This window comes from Flavobacterium sp. Root186, from assembly GCF_001428525.1.
Lineage (GTDB): Bacteria > Bacteroidota > Bacteroidia > Flavobacteriales > Flavobacteriaceae > Flavobacterium.
The window spans coordinates 312759-334322 of sequence record NZ_LMHW01000010.1 but is presented as its reverse complement, the minus strand read 5'-3'; the positions used below and the strand labels follow the sequence as shown (position 1 = coordinate 334322).

General features: G+C 32.7%; 25 protein-coding genes. 17 read left to right on the top strand and 8 right to left on the bottom strand.

Annotated elements, in window-relative coordinates:
* The first annotated feature begins 95 nt into the window (after positions 1-95).
* From ASD98_RS05180 to ASD98_RS05165, 4 genes are read left to right on the top strand one after another with little or no spacing between them, the layout of a single operon-like run.
* Complete coding sequence (locus ASD98_RS05180; protein WP_056201104.1) at positions 96-491, top strand: hypothetical protein; 396 nt, start codon at positions 96-98, stop codon at positions 489-491.
* A 2-nt stretch (positions 492-493) separates the two neighbouring features.
* Positions 494-1336 (top strand): DUF5777 family beta-barrel protein, encoded by an 843-nt coding sequence (locus tag ASD98_RS05175; RefSeq protein ID WP_056203204.1) that lies wholly within the window; start codon positions 494-496, stop codon positions 1334-1336.
* 11 nt (positions 1337-1347) lie between these two features.
* Positions 1348-1698, top strand: coding sequence for a hypothetical protein (locus tag ASD98_RS05170; protein ID WP_056201102.1), 351 nt, complete (start codon positions 1348-1350; stop codon positions 1696-1698).
* A gap of 11 nt (positions 1699-1709) precedes the next feature.
* Positions 1710-2255, top strand: coding sequence for a YceI family protein (locus ASD98_RS05165; protein WP_056201099.1), 546 nt, complete (start codon positions 1710-1712; stop codon positions 2253-2255).
* Between the two features lie 318 nt (positions 2256-2573).
* Here the strand turns inward: ASD98_RS05165 and ASD98_RS05160 are convergent, their stop codons facing one another.
* Positions 2574-3554 carry an aldo/keto reductase gene (locus ASD98_RS05160; protein WP_056201096.1) on the bottom strand — a complete coding sequence of 327 codons (981 nt, stop codon included), beginning with the start codon at positions 3552-3554 and terminating at the stop codon, positions 2574-2576.
* Between the two features lie 179 nt (positions 3555-3733).
* Between ASD98_RS05160 and ASD98_RS05155 the strand changes: the two genes are divergently transcribed.
* Positions 3734-4627 (top strand): AraC family transcriptional regulator, encoded by an 894-nt coding sequence (locus tag ASD98_RS05155; RefSeq protein WP_056201094.1) that lies wholly within the window; start codon positions 3734-3736, stop codon positions 4625-4627.
* Between the two features lie 4 nt (positions 4628-4631).
* Positions 4632-6203, top strand: a complete 1572-nt coding sequence (locus ASD98_RS05150) for a Na+/H+ antiporter (protein WP_056201092.1) — start codon at positions 4632-4634, stop codon at positions 6201-6203.
* A 68-nt stretch (positions 6204-6271) separates the two neighbouring features.
* On the opposite strand, the gene ASD98_RS05145 is transcribed toward ASD98_RS05150, so the two are convergent.
* A complete protein-coding gene (locus tag ASD98_RS05145; protein ID WP_082577794.1) occupies positions 6272-7243 on the bottom strand; it encodes an alpha/beta fold hydrolase in 972 nt (323 codons plus the stop codon).
* 59 nt (positions 7244-7302) lie between these two features.
* Between ASD98_RS05145 and ASD98_RS05140 the strand changes: the two genes are divergently transcribed.
* From ASD98_RS05140 to ASD98_RS05130, 3 genes are all read left to right on the top strand, one after another.
* Positions 7303-8205 carry a LysR family transcriptional regulator gene (locus ASD98_RS05140; protein ID WP_242412074.1) on the top strand — a complete coding sequence of 301 codons (903 nt, stop codon included), beginning with the start codon at positions 7303-7305 and terminating at the stop codon, positions 8203-8205.
* Positions 8206-8435: 230 nt separating this feature from the next.
* A complete protein-coding gene (locus ASD98_RS05135) occupies positions 8436-9902 on the top strand; it encodes a glycoside hydrolase family 130 protein (RefSeq protein WP_056201089.1) in 1467 nt (488 codons plus the stop codon).
* A 28-nt stretch (positions 9903-9930) separates the two neighbouring features.
* Complete coding sequence (locus ASD98_RS05130) at positions 9931-10470, top strand: hypothetical protein (protein WP_056201087.1); 540 nt, start codon at positions 9931-9933, stop codon at positions 10468-10470.
* Between the two features lie 299 nt (positions 10471-10769).
* Here ASD98_RS05130 and ASD98_RS05125 read toward each other — a convergent pair whose 3' ends face one another.
* Positions 10770-11762 carry a hypothetical protein gene (locus tag ASD98_RS05125; protein ID WP_056201085.1) on the bottom strand — a complete coding sequence of 331 codons (993 nt, stop codon included), beginning with the start codon at positions 11760-11762 and terminating at the stop codon, positions 10770-10772.
* Between the two features lie 160 nt (positions 11763-11922).
* Here ASD98_RS05125 and ASD98_RS05120 point away from each other — a divergent pair, with 160 nt between their 5' ends.
* The 3 genes from ASD98_RS05120 to ASD98_RS05110 are packed head-to-tail and all read left to right on the top strand — an operon-like array spanning position 11923 to position 13506.
* Entirely contained in the window at positions 11923-12498 is a 576-nt protein-coding gene (locus tag ASD98_RS05120) for a Crp/Fnr family transcriptional regulator (protein ID WP_056201082.1), read from the top strand.
* Positions 12499-12550: 52 nt separating this feature from the next.
* Positions 12551-12961 (top strand): tautomerase family protein, encoded by a 411-nt coding sequence (locus ASD98_RS05115; protein WP_056201079.1) that lies wholly within the window; start codon positions 12551-12553, stop codon positions 12959-12961.
* Positions 12958-13506, top strand: a complete 549-nt coding sequence (locus ASD98_RS05110; RefSeq protein ID WP_056201076.1) for a nuclear transport factor 2 family protein — start codon at positions 12958-12960, stop codon at positions 13504-13506. The genes ASD98_RS05115 and ASD98_RS05110 overlap by 4 nt, the downstream gene beginning before the upstream one ends.
* Before the next feature lie 75 nt (positions 13507-13581).
* Here ASD98_RS05110 and ASD98_RS05105 read toward each other — a convergent pair whose 3' ends face one another.
* Together ASD98_RS05105 and ASD98_RS05100 are read right to left on the bottom strand one after the other, a co-directional pair.
* A complete protein-coding gene (locus ASD98_RS05105) occupies positions 13582-14250 on the bottom strand; it encodes an SDR family NAD(P)-dependent oxidoreductase (RefSeq protein WP_056201073.1) in 669 nt (222 codons plus the stop codon).
* A gap of 17 nt (positions 14251-14267) precedes the next feature.
* Positions 14268-14717, bottom strand: coding sequence for an ester cyclase (locus tag ASD98_RS05100; RefSeq protein WP_056201066.1), 450 nt, complete (start codon positions 14715-14717; stop codon positions 14268-14270).
* A 162-nt stretch (positions 14718-14879) separates the two neighbouring features.
* Here ASD98_RS05100 and ASD98_RS05095 point away from each other — a divergent pair, with 162 nt between their 5' ends.
* On the top strand, positions 14880-15248 hold the full coding sequence (locus ASD98_RS05095) for a helix-turn-helix domain-containing protein (protein WP_053472352.1): 369 nt from the start codon (positions 14880-14882) through the stop codon (positions 15246-15248).
* Between the two features lie 14 nt (positions 15249-15262).
* On the opposite strand, the gene ASD98_RS05090 is transcribed toward ASD98_RS05095, so the two are convergent.
* Together ASD98_RS05090 and ASD98_RS05085 are read right to left on the bottom strand one after the other, a co-directional pair.
* On the bottom strand, positions 15263-16039 hold the full coding sequence (locus ASD98_RS05090; RefSeq protein WP_056201059.1) for a TIGR03915 family putative DNA repair protein: 777 nt from the start codon (positions 16037-16039) through the stop codon (positions 15263-15265).
* A 5-nt stretch (positions 16040-16044) separates the two neighbouring features.
* Positions 16045-17304 (bottom strand): putative DNA modification/repair radical SAM protein, encoded by a 1260-nt coding sequence (locus tag ASD98_RS05085; protein ID WP_056201057.1) that lies wholly within the window; start codon positions 17302-17304, stop codon positions 16045-16047.
* A 345-nt stretch (positions 17305-17649) separates the two neighbouring features.
* Here ASD98_RS05085 and ASD98_RS05080 point away from each other — a divergent pair, with 345 nt between their 5' ends.
* The 3 genes from ASD98_RS05080 (at position 17650) to ASD98_RS05070 (ending at position 20175) form a co-directional block, all read left to right on the top strand.
* Positions 17650-17892: a hypothetical protein gene (locus ASD98_RS05080; RefSeq protein WP_056201054.1), complete on the top strand. Its 243-nt coding sequence runs from the start codon at positions 17650-17652 to the stop codon at positions 17890-17892.
* 323 nt (positions 17893-18215) lie between these two features.
* Complete coding sequence (locus ASD98_RS05075) at positions 18216-18671, top strand: hypothetical protein (protein WP_056201051.1); 456 nt, start codon at positions 18216-18218, stop codon at positions 18669-18671.
* A 91-nt stretch (positions 18672-18762) separates the two neighbouring features.
* Positions 18763-20175, top strand: a complete 1413-nt coding sequence (locus ASD98_RS05070) for a P-loop NTPase fold protein (protein WP_056201047.1) — start codon at positions 18763-18765, stop codon at positions 20173-20175.
* Positions 20176-20227: 52 nt separating this feature from the next.
* Here the strand turns inward: ASD98_RS05070 and ASD98_RS05065 are convergent, their stop codons facing one another.
* Positions 20228-20830, bottom strand: coding sequence for a nucleosidase (locus ASD98_RS05065; RefSeq protein WP_056201044.1), 603 nt, complete (start codon positions 20828-20830; stop codon positions 20228-20230).
* Positions 20831-21000: 170 nt separating this feature from the next.
* On the opposite strand from ASD98_RS05065, the gene ASD98_RS05060 reads away from it, so the two are divergent.
* Positions 21001-21564, top strand: a complete 564-nt coding sequence (locus ASD98_RS05060) for a DUF6642 family protein (protein ID WP_053472360.1) — start codon at positions 21001-21003, stop codon at positions 21562-21564.

Below are 21564 nucleotides of genomic sequence, written 5' to 3'. Positions count from 1 at the left end.
AACTTAATCTATTTCAAATTAGTCCAGTTTTTATTGGACTAATTTGAAATAATAAATTCTGGCACATTGCTGTAAAATTTAAACCCCCAATTGACATGAACAAGAGAAAAATCACGATTTTGATAGTACTGCTGTTGGTAAGTTTTGGCCCTTACTATATCTACCAAAACATTATTTACAAAGATGCCAGAGACATCAATAATGAAAAATCAATAGTTACCATTTCTGCTAAAAACTTAGAAAACCACTATGCGAAAAACGCTTTGCAGGCAGATTCAAAATACTTAAATAAAACAATTGAAATTGAAGGAACAGCCACAGAAGTTACTGATTCCTCAATGGTAATCGACGGAAAAGTATTTTGTAAAATGAATGAAATAGTAAAAACGAACTTCACGAATAAACCAATCAATATAAAAGGAAGATGTATAGGTTTTGATGATTTATTCGGGGTCGTAAAATTGGATCAATGCAGTATACAACAACACTAAATATGAAAAAAATATTCTTAATAGCCAGCTTTTTAATCTGCTTATATGCGAATGCCCAAGAAGATTTACTTTCCAGCCTGGACTCAACACAAGTAGTTGATAAAAACGCAACTGCCACTTTTAAAGGGCTGCAGATTATAACAATGCAGTCGACAAAAATGGCGGCCAAAAAAGAGCTTTATATTGTAATATCACATCGATTTGGATCTGTAAAAGGCGGAATCTCTGAGTTTTTTGGTTTTGATGATGCCACAACAAAAATTGGCGGAATTTATGGTGTAACCGATTGGCTTTCTGTAAGTGCGTCACGTCATACATTGTTGAAAATTTACGAAACATCGGTTAAATATCGACTGACCAGACAAAACGACGAATTTCCGTTTGATATTGTGGGTTATAATACGATCGATATTAACAGCGGATTAAAAAAAGATGATTATCCTAAAATTGAATTTTCTGACCGATTAACCTATATTAATCAGCTTTTGATTTCAAGAAAATTCTCTGATAAATTATCGCTGGAATTAGCACCTTCCTTCATCCATAAAAACCTATATAATCCGGATAATGAAAACGATAATCAATTTACTTTAAGTGCCGGAGGAAGATTAAAATTAACCAAAAGACTTTCTTTAAATCTTGAATACGGTGAAAATTTCAATAAACCTGACTTTTATAATAATCCATTATCTGTTGGATTGGACATAGAAACCGGCGGCCATATTTTTCAATTAATTTTTACGAATTCGCAATCTATGACCGAGAGCGGCTACTTGACAAATGCAACGGGCGATTGGGGAAAAGGCGATTTTTTCTTTGGATTTAATTTATATAGAGTTTTTTAAAAGTATACAATATGAAAAAATATATCTTCTTATCTGTCATTATATTATCCTTATACAGCTGCGAATCTACTACTTACGAAAGTTTGGAAGAACCAGAGGTTATAACAGGCCCGGTTACCTACACCGCCAATGTGAAATCTATTATTGATGCAAACTGTATTGCCTGTCATAATTCTGAGTCTCAGCTTATTCCTTTAGAAACGTATGCTCAGGTGAAAGACGCCACTTTAAATACAAATTTGATAGACCGAATTCAGCGTCAAAACGGAACCCCGGGACAAATGCCAAAAGCAGGAAGAATGTCTCAGGATAAAATCAATACAATTCTGCAATGGAGTACGGACGGATTATTAGAAAATTAAATCGATAGAAAATGAAAAAACGAATTGTACTGCTATTTTTATTGCTTGGAATATTCCATGTTTCGGCACAAAAATATGCGACAAAAACAGGAAACTTAAAGTTTGAAGCTTCTGTTGATTCTTTTGAAGAAGTTGCAGCAGAAAACAAAAACACATCGGCCATTTTAGATTCAGGAACGGGAGATATTGCAGTGTTAACACTTATGAAAGGATTTCGGTTTAAAGTGGCCTTAATGGAAGAGCATTTTAATGAAAATTATGTCGAATCGGATAAATTTCCAAAAGCTTCATTTAAAGGAAAAATTGAAGATTTTGATGCATCTAAACTTTCAGCAACAGCTAAAACAGTAAAGATTTCGGGAGATTTAACCCTGCACGGAAAAACAAAAAAAATTACTGCAAATGCCAAAATTTCTAAATCGGATGACAAGATTACTATAATAGGAAATTTTGAAGTAAAAGCAGCAGATTTTGATATTGAAATTCCTAAACTGGTTTCTAAAAAAGTGGCTGATAAAATAAAAGTCAATTTTAACCTGCCGCTTACAAAAATGTAATACTTTTTTTTAGTTCATGGTTGTTAGTTATGGGGCTGTCTCAAAAGTCAGCCCTTTATCTAATAATTTATTATATCCAGTTATCATTCCATTAGGAATGTTTCATAGGTAGAAAAATAGAGTTCTTCGATATTTATACGTTCCGTAGGAACGTTTGATATATTAAATTATTAAAAAACGATGCCAAATCAAACGTTCTACGGAACGTATATCATGATAACAATATAATCTTCTACCTATGAAATGTTCCTACGGAACAAGAAATATATAAAATAAAAGGGGCTGTCTCAAAAGTTGAGACAGCCCCTTTTCAAAAGATTACTTCCCTACTGTTTGCTGAAATTGAGCAGGATAACGATCTCCTTTTATTGTAGTTTGAGCAAAAGCATCATCGATTTTTTTAACATCATCTGATGATAAATGAATGGAAGCTCCGCCAATGTTTTCTGTTAATCGGTGTGATTTTGTTGTACCCGGAATTGGTGCAATCCATGGTTTTTGTGCCAAAAGCCAACCCAATGCAATTTGTGCAGGAGTTGCTTGTTTTTGAGAAGCAATTACAGATAATAAATCAACTAGTTTTTGATTTGCTTTTCTATTTTCTTCACTAAAACGAGGAAGGTTATTTCTAAAATCTGTAGCTTCAAAATTGGTACTTTCAGTTATAGCTCCAGTTAAAAATCCTCTTCCTAAAGGACTAAACGGTACAAAACCAATTCCTAATTCTTCCAATACCGGTAAAACTTCTAACTCTGGTTCTCTCCACCAAATAGAATATTCACTTTGTAAAGCTGAAACCGGCTGCACCGCATGTGCTTTTCTAATTGATGCTGCACCCGCTTCAGACATTCCAAAATATTTTACTTTTCCTTCCTGAATCAAATCTTTAATTGTTCCCGCAACATCTTCAATCGGTACATTTTGATCTACTCTGTGTTGGTAAAACAAATCAATAACATCCGTTTTTAAACGTCTTAAAGATTCTTCGGCAACTGCCCTGATATTTTCTGGTCGGCTGTCTTGTCCGTTAAATGCCTGTCCTCCCTTAAAACCAAATTTGGTTGCAATAACAACATCTTTTCGAAACGGGGCCAAAGCTTCTCCTAACAGTTCTTCATTGGCAATACCATACGCTTCGGCAGTATCAAAAAAAGTAATTCCCTGTTCGTATGCTTCTCTAATTAATTTTATTCCTTGTTCTTTGTCTACCGCTGTACCATACGCAAAACTTAATCCCATACAGCCCAATCCCAATGCAGAAACCTCTAATCCTTGTGTTCCTAATATTCTCTTTTCCATAATTTTATTTATATAAAAGTTAATTGTTATTTTTAACAGTACAAATTTCCTTTAATAAAACCAGTCGTCTATAATACAGATTACTGCTATTATTACCATTTTTACTGATTTGAATAATCACGCTAAGTTATTAAGAATCTGAATAGTATATTTGTGCAGCTATTTTTTATAAAGAGATCATGGACCAATTAAAACTCGAACAAGTTACACAGTACAATCAGTTAAAAGGTGTTGAAACGCAGCATCCTTTAATCAGTGTTTTTGATAATTCTAATAGCAACGCATTACCCAATAATACCCGTCTGCACTTTGGTTTTTATGCTGTATTTTTAAAAGCCGGTCATTGCGGTGAATTAAAATACGGACGTAATAATTATGATTACGATGATGGTACAATGGTTTTTGTAGCACCCGGACAAGTACTCGAAGTTAATAATACAGACAATTATAAATCGACAGGTTTGACCTTACTTTTTCATCCTGATTTGATAAAAGGAACTGCGCTGGCTAAAAATATAAATCAATATTCGTTCTTTTCTTATGATTCGCACGAAGCACTTCATTTATCTTTAAAAGAACAGCAAATCATAAAAGATTTATTTAGTAAATTACAATATGAATTAAGCCAATCGATTGATAAACACAGTAAAAATATTATAAGCAATACAATTGATTTGCTTTTAAATCATTGCGTGCGTTTTTATGACAGGCAGTTTATTACGCGCGAAAACATCAATTCTGATATTTTATCAAAATTTGAGAATTTGTTAAACGATTATTTTCAATCGGAAATTGTTCAAGATTCTGGTTTACCTTCTGTTGGATATTTTGCAGATCATTTGCATCTTTCTTCTAATTATTTTGGAGATTTAATTAAAAAAGAAACAGGGAAATCGGCGCAGGAACACATTCATCTTAAGTTAATAAATCTGGCCAAAGAACGAATTTTCGATGCAGAGAAATCAGTTAGCCAGATTGCCTCAGAATTAGGGTTTAAATATCCGCAGCATTTTAATCGAATGTTTAAAAAGAATACCGGCTACACACCAATTGAATATAGAAACCTAAACTAAACGAATGCTGGACGACTTTCCTTTTTATCTCGGTCTTTTAATTATCATTTTACTGCTCATTATGCTGGGCAATAAAATAAAAGTGGCTTATCCTGTACTTTTAGTATTGGCAGGATTGGTTATCAGTTTTATTCCGGGTGTTCCCGCTATAAATATTGAGCCCGAACTCATCTTTTTTATTTTCCTTCCCCCGTTATTATATGAAGCGGCATGGACAGTTTCATGGAAAGAAATGTGGCGCTGGCGGCGTATTATTACAAGTTTTGCTTTTATAGTTGTTTTTGTTTCGGCGCTTTCTGTAGCGATTGTTGCTAATTATTTTATTCCGGGCTTTTCATTAGCATTAGGTTTTGTTTTAGGCGGCATTGTATCGCCCCCGGATGCTGTAAGTGCCGGAGCTATTTTAAAATTTGTTAAAGTACCCAAAACTATTTCGTCAATCTTAGAAGGCGAAAGTTTATTGAATGACGCTTCTTCCCTGATTATTTTCAGATTTGCCATGATTGCCGTGGCAACAGAGCAGTTTATATTTTACAAAGCAGCAATGAGTTTTAGCTGGATGATTTTTGGAGGCGTTGCCATTGGTTTATTAATTGGATGGCTTTTTATGAAAGCGCATAAATATTTACCAACAGATGCCAATGCCGATATTGTGCTGTCATTATTAACACCTTATATTATTTATCTGGCGGCTGAAGAAGTTCATAGTTCAGGGGTATTGGCCGTTGTAAGCTGCGGATTGCTTTTGTCTAATAACAGGCACCGTTTTTTGAGCAGCAGATCGCGTATACAAGGCGTAAATGTCTGGGAAAGTTTATGTTTTATTTTAAACGGATTGGTCTTTATGCTGATTGGATTAGATTTACCCCAAATTACCAAAGGACTTGAAGGAGTAAGCCTTATAACCGCAATTGGATATGGCGTGCTGATTACGCTTGTTTTAATTGTAAGCCGAATGATATCATCTTACGGTGCTGTAATTGTCACCTTAATTGCCCGAAATTTTATCACTGTTGCCGACAGAAGACATCCTGGTTACAAAACGCCTTTTATTCTAGGCTGGACAGGAATGCGCGGCGTTGTATCATTGGCCGCAGCATTATCTATTCCGGTTTATTTGAATAATGGCAACGGATTTCCACAGCGTAACCTTATTTTGTTTATCACTTTTATTGTGATTCTTTTGACGTTATTAATTCAGGGATTAACACTTCCTTATTTTATTAAAAAAATTAAATTGCCTAATATCTACGATGTCCCTCGTGAAGAAGCTTATCATCAAATACGACAAGAATTAGCCGAATTTGCTTTACACTATTTAAAGACGAATTATGACGGTCAGGTAGAAAATAACACTTCATTGCAGCATCTTATTCAAAAATGGGAACAGCATATTAAAGGAATCGATGATGAATCGATAAGTCAGGATCTTAAACATATTTATTTTGATTTATTAAATCAGCAGAGACAATGGCTCATCAACAGAAATAAAGAAGATCAGACTTTGGATGAATCTATTATTCGCAGACAAATGCATTATCTGGATATTGAAGAAGAAAAACTAAGATATCTTTAGATTTAATAATAAAAAAACAGCCTCTAGTTGGGCTGTTTTTTTATTAAGACAGAACGGTTGTTTTAGCCTTACTTCGGAAGCTTAGCAAGAAATTTTAAAATATCATTCCCTATTTCGTTTACATGTGTTTCAAGTGCAAAATGTCCGGTATCATAAAATTTTACCTCAGCATTTGGGCTGTCTTTTTTATACGCTTTTGCTCCGGCTGGTAAAAAGTAAGGATCTTTATCTCCCCAAACTGCTAATATCATTGGTTTTTTAGTTCTAAAATATTCTTGAAATTTTGGGTAAAGTGCCACATTCGTTCTATAATCTTTTACAAGATCAAGCTGAATTTCAACATTTCCCGGACGATCTAAAAAGTGCTGATCCAGTGTATAGGTTTCAGGAGCAATCAGGCTTTTATCCGCTACTCCGTGAAAGTATTGAAACTGTGTAACTTCTTTAGAAACAAAAATATTAAGTGCGTCGCGATTCGCTTGTGTAGGCTCTTTCCAATATTTCTGAATAGGATTCCATTCGCTGCTTAAACCTTCTTCATAAGCATTTCCGTTTTGAGATATAATCCCTGTAATTTTTTCCGGATTTGCCAAAGCAAGTCTAAAACCAGTTGGCGCTCCGTAATCAAATACATAAATCGCAAAACGTTTTAAACCAAGCTGATCAATAAAGCCCTGCATCGTTTTAGCCAGATTATCAAAAGTATAATCAAATTGTGTATGATCTGGCGCATCAGAAAAACCAAATCCAGGTAAATCTGGTGCAATTACATGGTATTTTTTACTCAAAATAGGAATCAGGTTCCTGTACATATGCGATGAAGTAGGATATCCATGAAGTAATAGTACTACAGGCGCGTCTTTAGGCCCTGCTTCACGATAAAAAATATTCAGTCCGTCTACCTTTATGGTATTAAAATGTGTGGCCTGAATTTCAGTTTTACTTTTTGCTGCAGAAGATTTTTCTTGTGCATTTGCATCTATTCCGGATAGCGCTGTTAAGGTTAACATTAGCGCTGCAGATTTAATTGTGTTTTTCATATTTTCAATTGTTTGATACAAATTTACTTTGTATTTTTGATATCTAAATATGATATGTTATGATCATATTAATCACTAATTATGATGCAATGAATAGTAATGACCTCAAAATATTTGAAGCTGCCGCAACACTCGGAAGCTTTACAAAAGCTGCAGAAGCTACTTTTACTGTACAATCGAATGTTACGGCGCGTATAAAAAGTCTGGAAGAAGAATTTGAAACCGAACTTTTTAAGAGAGTTTCCCGAAAAGTTGTACTTACAGAAGCCGGTGAAACATTATTAAAATATGCGAAGAAAATAGGCAATCTGCTGAATGACGCAAAAAATGATATTCAGAATTCAGATCAGGTTGGAGGTACGGTACGCATTGGCTGTATTGAAACCACAATGGCATTAAAAGCACCTGATATTATTAATAGTTTTAGCGAAAGTTATCCGGCTGTTGAACTCGAGTTTCATTCGGCAGCATTATCGACACTTGTTCATGATGTATTAAATTATAAACTGGATGCTGCATTTGTTATAGCGCCAATAAATATTCCTGAACTGGAACAAGTGGTTGTACGCAACGAAAAACTTCTTATAATTTCTCCATCAGGAATACATAAACTAGACGATATCCTTAATGAAGATCCTTTAAAAATAGTCGTTTTTGAAAAAGGCTGTGTTTTTAGATCCAGACTTGAAACCTGGTTAAGTTCAAAAGGAATAACACGCTACAAAAGCACCGTACTTAATTCTATTGAAGGAATTATCAATTTTGTTGAAGCAGGCTTAGGAATCAGCATTCTTCCCGAAGAAGTAATTAACTCTTATTACAGCGGCAGGAATATAAAAACTTTTCCTGTAAGCAAGGAGTTGAACACTATGACAACCTTATTAGTTTACCGAAATGAAGAACTCCATTCTAAAGCTCTAAATGCTTTTATTGAACAATATAGGGAACCTTCACCAGTTTAAACTTTGATCTTTTACTTCCTTTTAAAATAAACAGAGAAAGAAAACACAGCCAAATAGTTTATAAAAAAGTTTTTTTTAGTTATCAAAATCATTAACTTGTTATTGAATTAGAACTAATACCAAAGTGTTAACGAGGTTTATTTCTACATTTTCTAAAACAAATTATACACGAAGTAATTTTTCTAACAGATAGAAAACACACTTACCCATTGTACTAAAAAAACAAAACTATGCGAGTATCAGTAGTCCGAAAAAGTATAAAATTCACCCCAGATTCCAGAAGAGTTGTTGCCCGATATTTTATGAATGGTTACGATCGAACCCAGCAAATGGTGCTTCGGATCATGACATTGGATGAAAAACAAGTGTTGGAAACTTTAGAGCAGACTCTTCGTGAATTTGCCAGACGCCATCGCAATATTTCGGCTATATTTTTTAGACACTGCGAAAAAATCAGACCTATTATCGAAGCGATGCAGGTTGATTACGAGGCCATGTCTCTTAATCGAAAAATGCTTATTGGTTCTTATTGCACCATGGAATATGCAATTGAATCTGCGGCCATTTTTAATCCCTCAATTGTAGAAGATTTTGATCAGTCGGGTCTGGAAGTTGGAGAAAAACGTGTTATTATTTCTTTTCGTGCCACAGGCGAAGGACATATTTCATCGATTGTTTTTAGAAGGGGAATTCTGGACAGAGACAACAATTTGCAGATCATGAAAATTGGTCATCATATTGATAAGGCCGAAATCGAACATAAAACCTTATTCAATAAAGAGCGATTTTTGACTAAGCTGATCGAAATGCATACGCAGGACAAGTATATAGATCAAATTATGCAGGATTTACCGGAGGAATTTGAATTTGCTATTCTTAAAAATTTACTGACTACAGCTTTAAGCGATTCCACGATTCGTCAGGAAAGAAGAGTTGCGCTGGAAGAAATTCTTTGGTTAGCCAATTCATTTTATGACTTGCAATTCAAACACGATTCTGATATTACGGAGCGTGTTATATTTCCAATATCCGATTCTGAAAGCCGAGGAATTGAAGATGCGCGTTTTGTGCGTTTTGTTGACGATGATGATTCTGTCCGTGTTATGGCTACTTATACTGCCTACAATGGTCATGCGATTTTACCAAAACTAATTTCTACAGAAGATTTTTATACTTTTAGAGTCATGCCCTTACACGGAGAAGGAGCGCAAAATAAAAACCTGGCTTTGTTTCCAAGAAAAATAAAAGGAAAATATGCGATGCTTGCCCGAATCGACGGGGTTAACAATTACATTATGTATTCGAACCGCGCAACGCAATGGAACAATCCCGTTTTATTACAGCAGCCGCGTTACACCTGGGAACTTACCCAAATAGGAAATTGCGGTTCACCGCTTTGGACTGAAGAAGGCTGGCTTGTCATTACGCACGGTGTTGGTACAATGCGTCGTTATTGCATTGGTGCATCACTTTTTGATCTTGACGATCCGTCAAAAGAAATTGGAAGACTTAGCGAGCCGTTGCTTTCTCCGCTCGAAGATGAACGTGAAGGTTATGTTCCGAATGTTGTGTATTCCTGCGGGGCTATTATTCACAATAATAGTTTGATATTACCTTATGCGGTTTCTGATTATTCGTCTACTTATGGTGTGGTTGATATGGTGGAATTGTTAGATGCTTTGAAGAAGAGTAAGTAAAAATAATGGGCTTTTAAAATACATTTAAATGGCAAAAAAAATTATATGCACTTTATTTGCATTCATTATTTCTATAGCATTTGCGAGTTGTGAAACTAAAAAAAGTAATTTGGAAGAATCTGTTTATTATGTTGAGAATATTAAACCAATACAAGATTCTATTTATAAATTAAAAACTTATGGATCTAAATTAGTTGTATGTAGTTTAAAAAAAACTTCTACTCATACTATAATTAATTTATCTTCACCCAGCACTCCTTATAAAATTCACACCAACTATAAGTATAAAAAAATTCAGGGAGTTAATATTCTGTTTGTAAATTATGATGAAAAACTGATTAATCAAAAAATTCCAAAACAACTTATAAAAGATAAGATTTTAGTATTTAATGGCCCTGAAAATAATGAGCCACCGTATTTAGAGTTTATTTTTTGTCCAAATGATATTAATTCAATAAAATGTTTTAATAATATCCAGTTGGACGATTTTGATCAGGAATATAGAAAAAACAAAAAGATTTTTAATGAAGATATGTTGGTTACAAAATGTGATGATAATAAAACCTAATATTTTCATCTTTACTCCGATTTGTACAGTACAAAGTTCACTTATAAAAAAGTAGCTTTATCAATACAAGACGGTATATGGTGGACAATTCACATATTTCCCATAAATTCACAAAATGATGGATGATTCGCTTATGATTTAGGGTGTTTTTAGCATGAAAATATGCCTCAAATCATTCAACGTTTACAAAATGAAGGTTTATCATTTGCAAAAAAAATCCTGGCAACAGCTTAAAATGATCCGCTGATTTACCAGGAAAGAAGAGTTATAATGAAAAGCAAGTAATTAGATGTAATATTCTATTCTTGTAATTTATCGATAAAACCATAATGTTCTACTAATTTAACGCCATCCGGCATTTCATTAAATGCCCAATAGAAAACATTTTTTTTATCTTTATCAATGCCTTTAAACAATTTCGATACCTCAACTTTTACTTTGTCATTTTCATCTTTTAAAGCTTTGACATTTTTCACATTAATACTAGATAAATAGTATACCATCGGGAAAAAACCTTCATTAGTTATTTGAGGAAAAATTTTAAATATTTTTGGTTTTGTATCAATATTTTCAAGAGTCATTGGCAAAGCAAAATTAGTATTTGCTTCGTTTAATACCTTAGTGTAGAAATCTGTAATTTCTTTTTCTTTTTTATATTTAAAATTTTCATTTCCAGGCCTTAAACATTGATTTGCTAAACTTATATAATTTACCGCATCAATTAAGTATGATTTGTTATAAGATTCCTGTGCGAGTTTATAATAGTCTGGGGCTGTTTTTTTGAACAGACTATATTGTCCAAATTGCAAAATATTTATTTTCCATTCATCACCATATTTACCATAAATAGCAGTTACCAGTAATTCATTATCAAGTCCAGTCGGCATTAACAATGAAACATACATATCTTTATTCATTGCCTTATAATTAATTATATAACCGTTATCAGCCGAAGCATCTGACATCAAGGTATTACTTAAACCAGTAGTAGAATTAACAACATTATATTCATCAACTATTTTATAGCTCTTTGAATTGAAAGAAGTATTAATATTTTTAATTGAATTATAAAAGTTACTGTCTACTTTTTCAACTAATTCAGGAGCCATTAATCTTTTTATTCCTTCAGTATTGCCACTCATTAATGCTTTGAATAATCTATCATTTAAAAGTTTAATTTCTTCTCTTTTTTCTTTTTCGATATGATCATTCTGCCAACTTCCTGAAGTTCCTAAATTACAACTTTGCAGTGCTAAAGCGATTAAAATAATTAGTGAAATCTTTTTTATCATCTCGTTTATTTATGGGTTTATCTGTAATTCAAAGAAAAGTAAAAAAAGTTTCATGACCATCGAGAAGGGTTTAATTTTTAAATCTTGATTTCTTTTATTTTCAATCAGCAATAATATAGATTACGTTATCTTTACATAGATTATTGTACATCAATTAGTAATGGAATCACTACGCGCTATTTTCATCGAAACCTTAGGATTAAGTTCCAATCATTTTGAAGAATTCTTAAAAGAATTGCATCTCAAAACCCTCAAGAAAAAAGAACATTTAATTCAGGAAGGTTCTGTCTGCGATTTTATTGCTATCGTGATTTCGGGAACCTTGAGATCGTATGTGCAAAATAATGATGGCGAATTTAATAACGATTTTTATCTCGAAAATAGTTTTGCGAGTGCTTATACGAGTTTTTTAACGCAAATGCCAACAAACTGTAATATAGAAGCTTTAACCGATGTTGAGTTGTATTACATTACTCATAAGCAGTTTCATTCGTTAATCGAAAAAGACACTAATTATTTAAAACTTGCCAAATACATCTCTGATAATTATTTCATCAGAAAATGTAAAAGAGAAACTTCTTTCCTAAAAAATTCTGCTGCCGAAAGATTAGAAATGATCAGAAAACTTTATCCTGAAATTGAGCAAAAAGTACCGCAATACCATATTGCTTCGTATTTAGGAATTAAACCCGAGTCTTTAAGCCGAATAAAACTCTTAACATACATCAATAAATAAGTCTGCTGTTATAATGAGCTTTGTACTTCATTAATTATTAAATATTTGAAGTATGCCTATTATAAATTTAAAAGTAAGCGGCGAAGAAGACGCTGCTTTAGCAAAAGAATTAGCGATAATTATTAGCGGCCTTACCAAAAAAGTGCTGAATAAAAAGCCCGAAGTTACGGTTGTCACGGTATCATTTGTTCCAGACAATTTTTGGTTTATTAATTCTGAATCGCTGGTAGATTTACAAACAAAAAGTTTTCATCTTACGATTAAAATTTCCGATTCTACCAATCTAAAAAACGATAAAGCCAATTATATTGATGCTGTTCACAAGGCGTTGGAACTTCGATTGGGCGGAATTCATCCCGTAAGTTATACTGCAATCGAAGAAATGAAAGCTGATGCGTATGGCTATGAAGGATTAACTATTGAATACAAACTGATTCATAATCGTATAAAATTAGAAAAATGAAATCTATAAAATCATTGATTTTGGGCTGTTTGATTCTCATTCAAAATACAAACGCACAGCAAAAAGCTGATAATAAAAAAGAAATAAATGCCATTATAGAAAAGTACAGCGAAAGCGTGATCAAAAGAGATTCGATTACTTTTTACGATTTATTTAATGACGGAACTGTGACTTGGTGCGCTGCGCTTATGGATAAATCACAAAATAAAGAAATAGAAACAAACGGAAAAGAAAAAGCCCGATCGAATTATTTTTCCGGGACTTATAAAGGTTTTATGCGAAGTTTATTCCGCCACCAATCTACCGAAGATAAGTTTGATAATATTCATATTATTGAAGATGGAACTGTCGCCGCCGTAACAATGGATTATAGTTTTTGGGCCGATAATAAAATGACCAATTTTGGTGGTAAATATTTAACTCTAATAAAAAGAGACGGCAAATGGAAAATTACCAGCGTCATTTATTCCTTAGAACTTACCTCTTATTTTGAACAGCCTTCGCTTACAAATAGAAAAAAAGAGAAGAAATCACAATTATTATAAAAGTCCTAACTCTGGAAAACAAAACCCTTAAACATTGATTTGTTTAAGGGTTTTATAGTTTAAAATTCAAAATAATTAATCTAAACCAGGAATGGTAATATCCCAAAATTTACCTGATGCTGTGTTTAAAAGAATGGCATTATAAATTCCGTCTGCAGAATCTTCTGTAGTAAATGGCGCTTGGTTTCCGCCTAATTTAGTTTGAACCCAGCCCGGATGAATTGGCGTAACAACAATTTGTTCACTAACAACTCTGGTTGCCAACATTGCTGCATACATATTAATGGCGTTTTTTGACAATCGATAAGCTGTTCCGTTTGGAGCTGCATTTTTTAATAATCCCATACTGCTTGAAATAAAAGTAATTTTTCCGCCCGTTTTAATATTTTTTAATAATGATTCTGTAAAGAAAATTACACTCGTCACATTTGTATTAATGGTTTCGGTAAAGGAATCAAAATCAGGTTGATTTGAAAAAGCATCGGGAGCAATTCCCGCGTTATTTACCAGTAAATCAATATCTGTTGTAATCGCTAAAATTTCATTAATCGCATTATTTCTGCTTTCCTGATTGGTAGCCTCTAATGGAATCACTTTTAAATTCGAATGCGAAAAATCATCTAACTTTCCAGACCTTGTTGTTCCTATTACATTAAAATTTTCGTCCAGCAATTTTTTAGTCAACGCTAAACCTATTCCACTGCTTATTCCTGTTATTACAGCTGTTTTATATAATTTGTTCATTTCGTTTTTATCTTAAATTAATTATTGGGTTTAAATCCGCCGCTTTGCATTAGTAAACCAAACCAGTCTTCTAAATGCCAGGTATGTGTTATTTTTCCATCTTTTAAATAATGAAATTCATGTATCGCGACCGACACTTTTTTGCTCGTTGCCGGTATACCTATCAATTCTTTATTATGTGTAAATACAATTTCAGCTCTTACCGCCGCGCGTTCATGCGTTCCGAAAATCTCTAAAATATTGATTTCGATATCGGGAAAATCAGTTGTAAAACCTTTAATAATATCTTGTAAACCTTTTGGGCCTGCTGCTTGATTGGGTAAAAGCGGCATATCCTTCCAGTCCGGCGTACAGATTTCATCTAATAATTCAGGTTGTTTTGTTCCCCAAATTGTATAAAAGGTTTTGATTGATTCTATTTCGGATGTTGTTAATCCTTTCACCATTTCTTCCTTATTTGTCTCCATAATTTTTCATTTTTTTAGTCGTTTTTTCTGCAGAAAAATGGCTTATTACTATTTCTTAACTACTTTTGCCTCCAATAGTTCTACAAATAAACTATCAATAGTTTATATTTGCAACTAATGCAGTTTGATTTAAGAAAAATTGCGGTAACTAAAAAGTAACTTATGGCACGAAAACTCCTTGAGAATAAAGATTCTTGTTCAATGCTTCACACAATAAATATAATTGGCACTAAATGGAAGCCTCTTATCCTGTATTTACTGGCTAATAAAAGCGTACGTTTTGGAAAACTACTTTTCTTTATGGAAGGTGTTTCGAGAAAAGTATTAACTGATCAGCTTCGTGAACTTGAAGAGGATGGTTTTATTTTGAGACAGAAATTTGGAGAAGTTCCGCCAAGAGTAGAATATTCCTTAACAGAAAAAGGAAAATCTTTTCTTCCGGTTTTAAAACAAATGTGTGACTGGACGATTCAATGGAATCCGGAAATTTCGTTTATGGATTGTAAGATAGTTTTGCCTTTAGAAGATTAAATTCGTCCAAATTATTATCTTCTTAAATTCGGGATTTTCTCTGTCAAATTCTTCCAATAACGTTTTGGCATGTGCTGTAAATGCAGTTTGGTATTTTTTCTCGATTCGATATTGACGCTGCTGAAATAACGGCGCCAGAGATTCTGAAAAAACTCCTCATCGTCGTCACATATTTCGGCTAAAAATTTAGAAGAATTGGAATCAGCATTAAACTCTAATTGTACCGATGTTGTATTTTCGAGATCATAATAAATGCCGTATTTGCGTTTTGCATCATAAATTAACCAGCGCTGATCGGCATAACGGTTTTTAAAATGTCTTTCTATCAAAGGCAAAACATCGCAGTCGGGTTCTACGATTGCGTAATACAAATTGTCTTTGGTCAATTTAAACCGAACAAAAGCTTCCATTCTGTGGCTTTCTCTTCCGGTTAAATGAGCGGCTTTTCTAACTTCTAAAACTGGTGAATTAGATAAATCACCTTCCACATTTATGGAACTCGAAAAAATATATTTTACGTATTGAAATAAGGTTTCGTCTATTTTATCATTTTCAGATAAAAATGCTCTGTAAATATTCGCAAAACCTTCTTTTGATAGCTTTTGTTTCAATCCGTTTAAAACCCGTTTTGCTTTTACTAAATCTGTTGATACAAAATGTTTATCCGAAAAAAGTAAAGCATTTGAAACTTCACTTTTAGCAAAAACAACATCTTCGAGTTTAAGCTCGTAGATTTCAAATACAGCCGAAAGCCAGCCTTCAAAAGTACTATCGTAAATTATTTGTGTCATTGGGTTTAAAATAAAGAAAGCTGATTCGAAAAATCGTTTTTGTATTTGCTTTTCTGCGTATTTAAAATATGATCTTTTATTTGGATGGAAGTCAAATCCCGCTGCAATTGAAAAGGCGAAGCAAAAGCCAAAAAGTATTTTGATCTGCTGTAAGCGATTCCTAATTTCTGTAAATCTTCGGGCTGCAATCTTTTAAATTTTCTGGCGGCGACAATCTTATAAGCACTTCTAACTCCGATTCCGGGAATTCGAAGAATTAATTCTAAATCGGCAGTATTGATATCAACCGGAAATTGATTCAGATTTCGCAAAGCCCAGCCGAGTTTTGGATCAATATCCAAATCCAGATTTGGCTGATCGAATCCTACAATTTCATTTACATTAAATCCGTAAAAGCGAAGTAGCCAATCGGCCTGATACAAACGGTTTTCCCGAATCATAGGAACCGGAGTTCCAATCGCCGGAAGCCGATTGTCGTAACTTATGGGCACATATCCCGAATAATAAACACGTTTCATGTTCATTTGTTCGTAGAAATAATTGGCCATTCCTAGAATTTCCATGTCATTTTCTTTGGTTGCGCCAATAACCATTTGCGTACTTTGACCCGCCGGAGCAAAAAGCGGCGCTTTATAGTTTAGTTTTTTTTCTTCTTTATGACCAACAATTTCATTTTTGAGATATTCCATTGGTTTAATCACATCAATATGATTTTTATCGGGAGCTAGTAATTTAAGACTTTGCTCTGTTGGCATTTCGACATTTACGCTTAAACGATCAGCATAAAGTCCTGCCTCTTTTAGTAATTCGTCGCTCGCACCCGGAATCGCTTTTAAATGAATATATCCATTAAAGTTTTCTTCTAACCGAAGTTTCTTTACGATTCTCACCAAACGTTCCATTGTATAATCGGGATTATCAAAAATACCCGAACTCAAAAATAAACCTTCGATATAATTTCTTCGGTAAAAACCAATCGTCAAATCCACCACTTCCTGAACTGTGAAAGCGGCGCGTTTTACATCATTGCTTTTTCTGCTCACGCAATACGCACAGTCGAAAATACAATGATTGGTCAGCAAAATTTTAAGTAAGGAAACGCAACGTCCGTCTTCGGTATAGGCATGGCAAATTCCCTTTCCCATCGCATCGCCAAGTCCTTTAGATTTATTTTCTCGCTTACTTCCGCTGGACGAACACGAAACATCATATTTTGCTGCATCGGCTAAAATTGCCAGTTTCTCCATCACTCTTTCGTGTACCATTTTGACCTTTTTTATTTGTTTTTGGAATGAAATTTTATCATTTCAAAATTAGGAATTTGGTATGGAGAAGGGTCGGGAATTAGTGTTCTAAATTGTATCAAAATTTTAAGCCAAAACCAGTAATAACAAAGCTTTTCCTAATAATTATATCGCTCAGAATAAAATAGTTAAAGTTTAAAAACAGGTATAAATACCTGGTCGAAAATTTTTGAATATTTATACATTGCACTAACAGTTAAGAAAGTTTTTTTAGCCCCCTTAGAATTATTTTTCAACTCTTTTTTTTCGTAAATTGAGACTACTGTATTAGCGAAAAAATATTAAAGAATCAAAAAAGCTAAAGCAATGAATTTTGAAAAAGGACAAGATGTATCCTACACAACTTTAAGTGGGAGATCTTACAGGGCTATCGTATTAGAACGAAAAATAGATTTTAAAAAAGGACTTATCAAAAAATCTGCAATGAAAGAAATGACTTTTCATTATTTGATTGAAGTCTATAGAAATGATCTTAGGGAACAAATTCTTTGTTCAGAGGATCAAATTAAGCTTTTAGAGCAAAAGGTATGTGTGAAAAAGGCGGCTTAGTAAACCCGTTTTAGTAAATTTGTTATTCAATTTTCTGTAAAAAATGCACTTTATATCGTTTTTTTTCTGCTGTTACTACACAACACGAGATTCTATTTATATGTACACTTTAAATTTTCTTATTTAGATTAGCTTCTTAATTGCATCAAAATTATGAAATCAGGTATTTATACTTAGCCTTTATTTTATAATAATTGTGATGTTTGTAATATACTGAAAGTTCTAGAACTCTTTTTAAAAGTCATGTCTTTAATTATATATTGAGTTGAAATATTACAAATATTTGATGTCTAAGTTTTCCATAAATAATAAAACCAAAAAAAATGATAGAAATTGATCCCAACAACCTCGAATTAACAAAAATTTTAATTGAAAATGAGAAACTAGCCATTGAAAAATCAAAAATGAAATGGTATATCTCAGCAACAATAATTCCTCTATTAGCAATAATATTTACCATCTTTTTTAGTATTTATACCCAACAACAAAATGAAAAAAATATGTTTCAAATTAAAGCTGCTGAAATTATATTTAATTCTAAAGATGATTATGAAGCTAAAGATAAAATTACAATACTGAAGCAAATATTTCCAGATAAGTTACCTAAAGATTTCTCTAAATCATTTAAGCCTTATCCATTCGATTCTTATGAAGTTAACTCTAAAAAAGATTTATTAAAGCTTCTAACGGCAGATCATAATAAAAATAAAGAAATTATTCTCAATTGGAAAAAAGCATTTCCCGGTGATTTATGGGTTAATGATCTCATAGAAAAATAACATTAACATTCTGTCGGTCTAACCCAATTATTTTATATTTTTCTGAATTGATCAAATTTTATAAGTCAAGCATTTAATCTACAAAATAAACATGAGTTTAAAACATAAAGAAATTGAGATTCAAGAAGAAAATCCTTTTGAAAATTGCAAATTAGACCGGGAAAAATACGGAACAATTTTAACAACGTTAGTTAAAAATTATTCTGATGGATTTGTATTGGCTATAAATAATAAATGGGGAGCAGGAAAAACGACATTTGTAAAAATGTGGGAACAAGATTTGAAAAACAATTCATATCAAACCGTATATTTTAATGCATGGGAAAATGACTTTGAAAACAATCCATTAACGGCATTGATGGGAGAGTTAAAAACCTTGACAACAAAAGAAACAGAACCTAAATTCCAAACTGCCTTAAAAAATGCGGCATTATTGTCAAAACATATATTGCCAACAATAGTAGAAGCAATTGCAGATAAATATATTGGAAATACTAAGGAAATTAAGGAAACAATTGTAAATATTTCAAAAGGTATAAGCGATATTTTTGAAAATGATGTAAATGATTATGCAAAAAAGAAAATAGGAATTAATGAATTTAAAAAAAGTCTTTCAGAATTTATTGCAAATACAAACGAAGGTAAGCCTGTAATATTTATAATTGATGAATTGGATAGATGTCGTCCAAATTACTCTGTATCTATTTTAGAACAAATTAAGCACTTCTTTTCTATTCCAAACATTGTATTTATATTATCGATCGATAAAACACAATTAGGAAACGCTGTAAGAGGAGTTTACGGAAACGACAGAATTGATTCTGATGAATATTTAAGAAGATTTATTGACTTAGAGTATTCAATTCCAGAACCTGATAAAGAAAAATATTACAAATACTTATATGAGTATTTTGATTTTGAAAAATTTTTTAATTCAAACGAGAGACTTAAACATCGAGATTTAAGTTATGATGGTGATTATTTTTTAAAAACTTCTGAACTGTTATTTAATAATTCGCAAATTTCATTAAGAACACAAGAGAAAATTTTTTCTTTAGCTCGTCTTGCTTTAAGAAGTTTTGCAAGTAATAGTTCCGTTATTCCGAGCGTCTTTTTAATTCTCATATATATCAAAATAACTGATGATACTTTCTATGATGAGATTAAATCAAAAAAACTAACAATAGAACAGTTGCAAGATAATTTTTTTATAATATTTAAAAATAAGATATCTAGTGATACGGAAGATAATTTAATGTTGATAGAATCGTATTTTGTTCTCTTCTATAATAACTTTATTTATTCGAGATATGATCGTAGAAAATTATACGAAAAAGATGAAGCAGATGGAAATAAGTTGATCATTAGTTCTGTTATAAACCCAAATAAAAACTATATTTTACTAGATAACTTTGAGAGAATAAAATCCAATAGAACCATTGATAGTATATCGCTGGGTTATTTTTTAAACAAGATTGATTTAACTGAAAATATTGTAATCTAAAAACCACGTTAAAAACCAAATTAAAGACTACAGGACGTAGATACCATTATAACTACACTAAAGCCTCTTCATTACTCAATCCTAAAATCTTACCATAAGCTACGGCCGCTTTATGCACCTGAACAAACCAGTCTTCGGCAGCATTATCATCGGCACCATCAGAAATGTATTTGAGACATAAAAACGGAATATTCTCTTTCATGGCAATCATGGCTAAAACATAGCCTTCCATATCTACAACATTGTAGGCATCAGAACAATGTCCCATTTCAAAATTATCGCCTGTTCCACAGATTCCTTCTTTCAGGTTATCCATTTTCAAACCATATTCCAGAACAGGAGGCAGTCCTGATAATGGCGTTTCATATTGCGCGTAACCTAATCCCTGAACATCCATATCTCTTTGTACAAATTTAGTACAGCAAATAACGTCTCCTTTTTGAAAAAAACTGCTTCCGGCAGATCCTAAATTAACTATTAATGAAGGCTTTTTATTTTGAATAGCTTTAGACAATTCATACGCTGCATTAACTTTTCCAATCCCCGTAATCAATGTATTATAGTTTTTAAAAACTTCTGCTGCTTCAGATTCAAGAGCAAAAGAGAATAATATATCGTCGATGGAAAAAGATTGGTTTTGATTAATTTGGATCATATTTAATTTGGATTTTCAGTCAGCAAAAATACGTTTAAAAAAGTTTTTCATTTAACGTATTTCTTCTAATTCTAAAAAACACGTTAAAATCCCAATCAAATAACAGTTTTTCCATATAAAAAAATATATTTGTCAAAAGCAGTTTTCCTTAGAACCGAAAAGACATTTGTATGGATAATGAAAAATTTATTTTCTGCCTTGAAGGCGTACAGGACGTAGATACCGTTACGACTACTGATGTGGTTAAAAATCTGGAAGAAATTGCTATTGACCAGGGAATTGCAAGTATTTACAAAGCCTGCGATACAATTGAAGGTTTAGAGGAAAGTTTGAATACGCTGCTTTATGACGATCATAATTTTAAGGATTATGAAATCATTTATCTTGTCATGCCGGGTCAGGAAAACAACATCTGCCTTCATGATTATTATTACAGCCTCGAAGAAATAGCCGAACTTTTTGAAGGAAAAATGAAAGGAAAGATTATTCATTTTGCCAATAAAAAAAGACTGGACCTCAACGACGAAGAAGCACAATATTTTCTGGATATTACCGGCGCGCGTGCCATTTCGGGTTACGGATCAACTTATAATAAAATCGCCAGCTGCAGTACAATCGACAAAGCGTTTTTTAGTTTGTATCAGGAAAACGACGATCTTACGGAAGTGGTGGAAGATTTGTACCAAAAACATTATGCGCTTTGCAAATTACTTGATTTTAGATTGTATTATTAA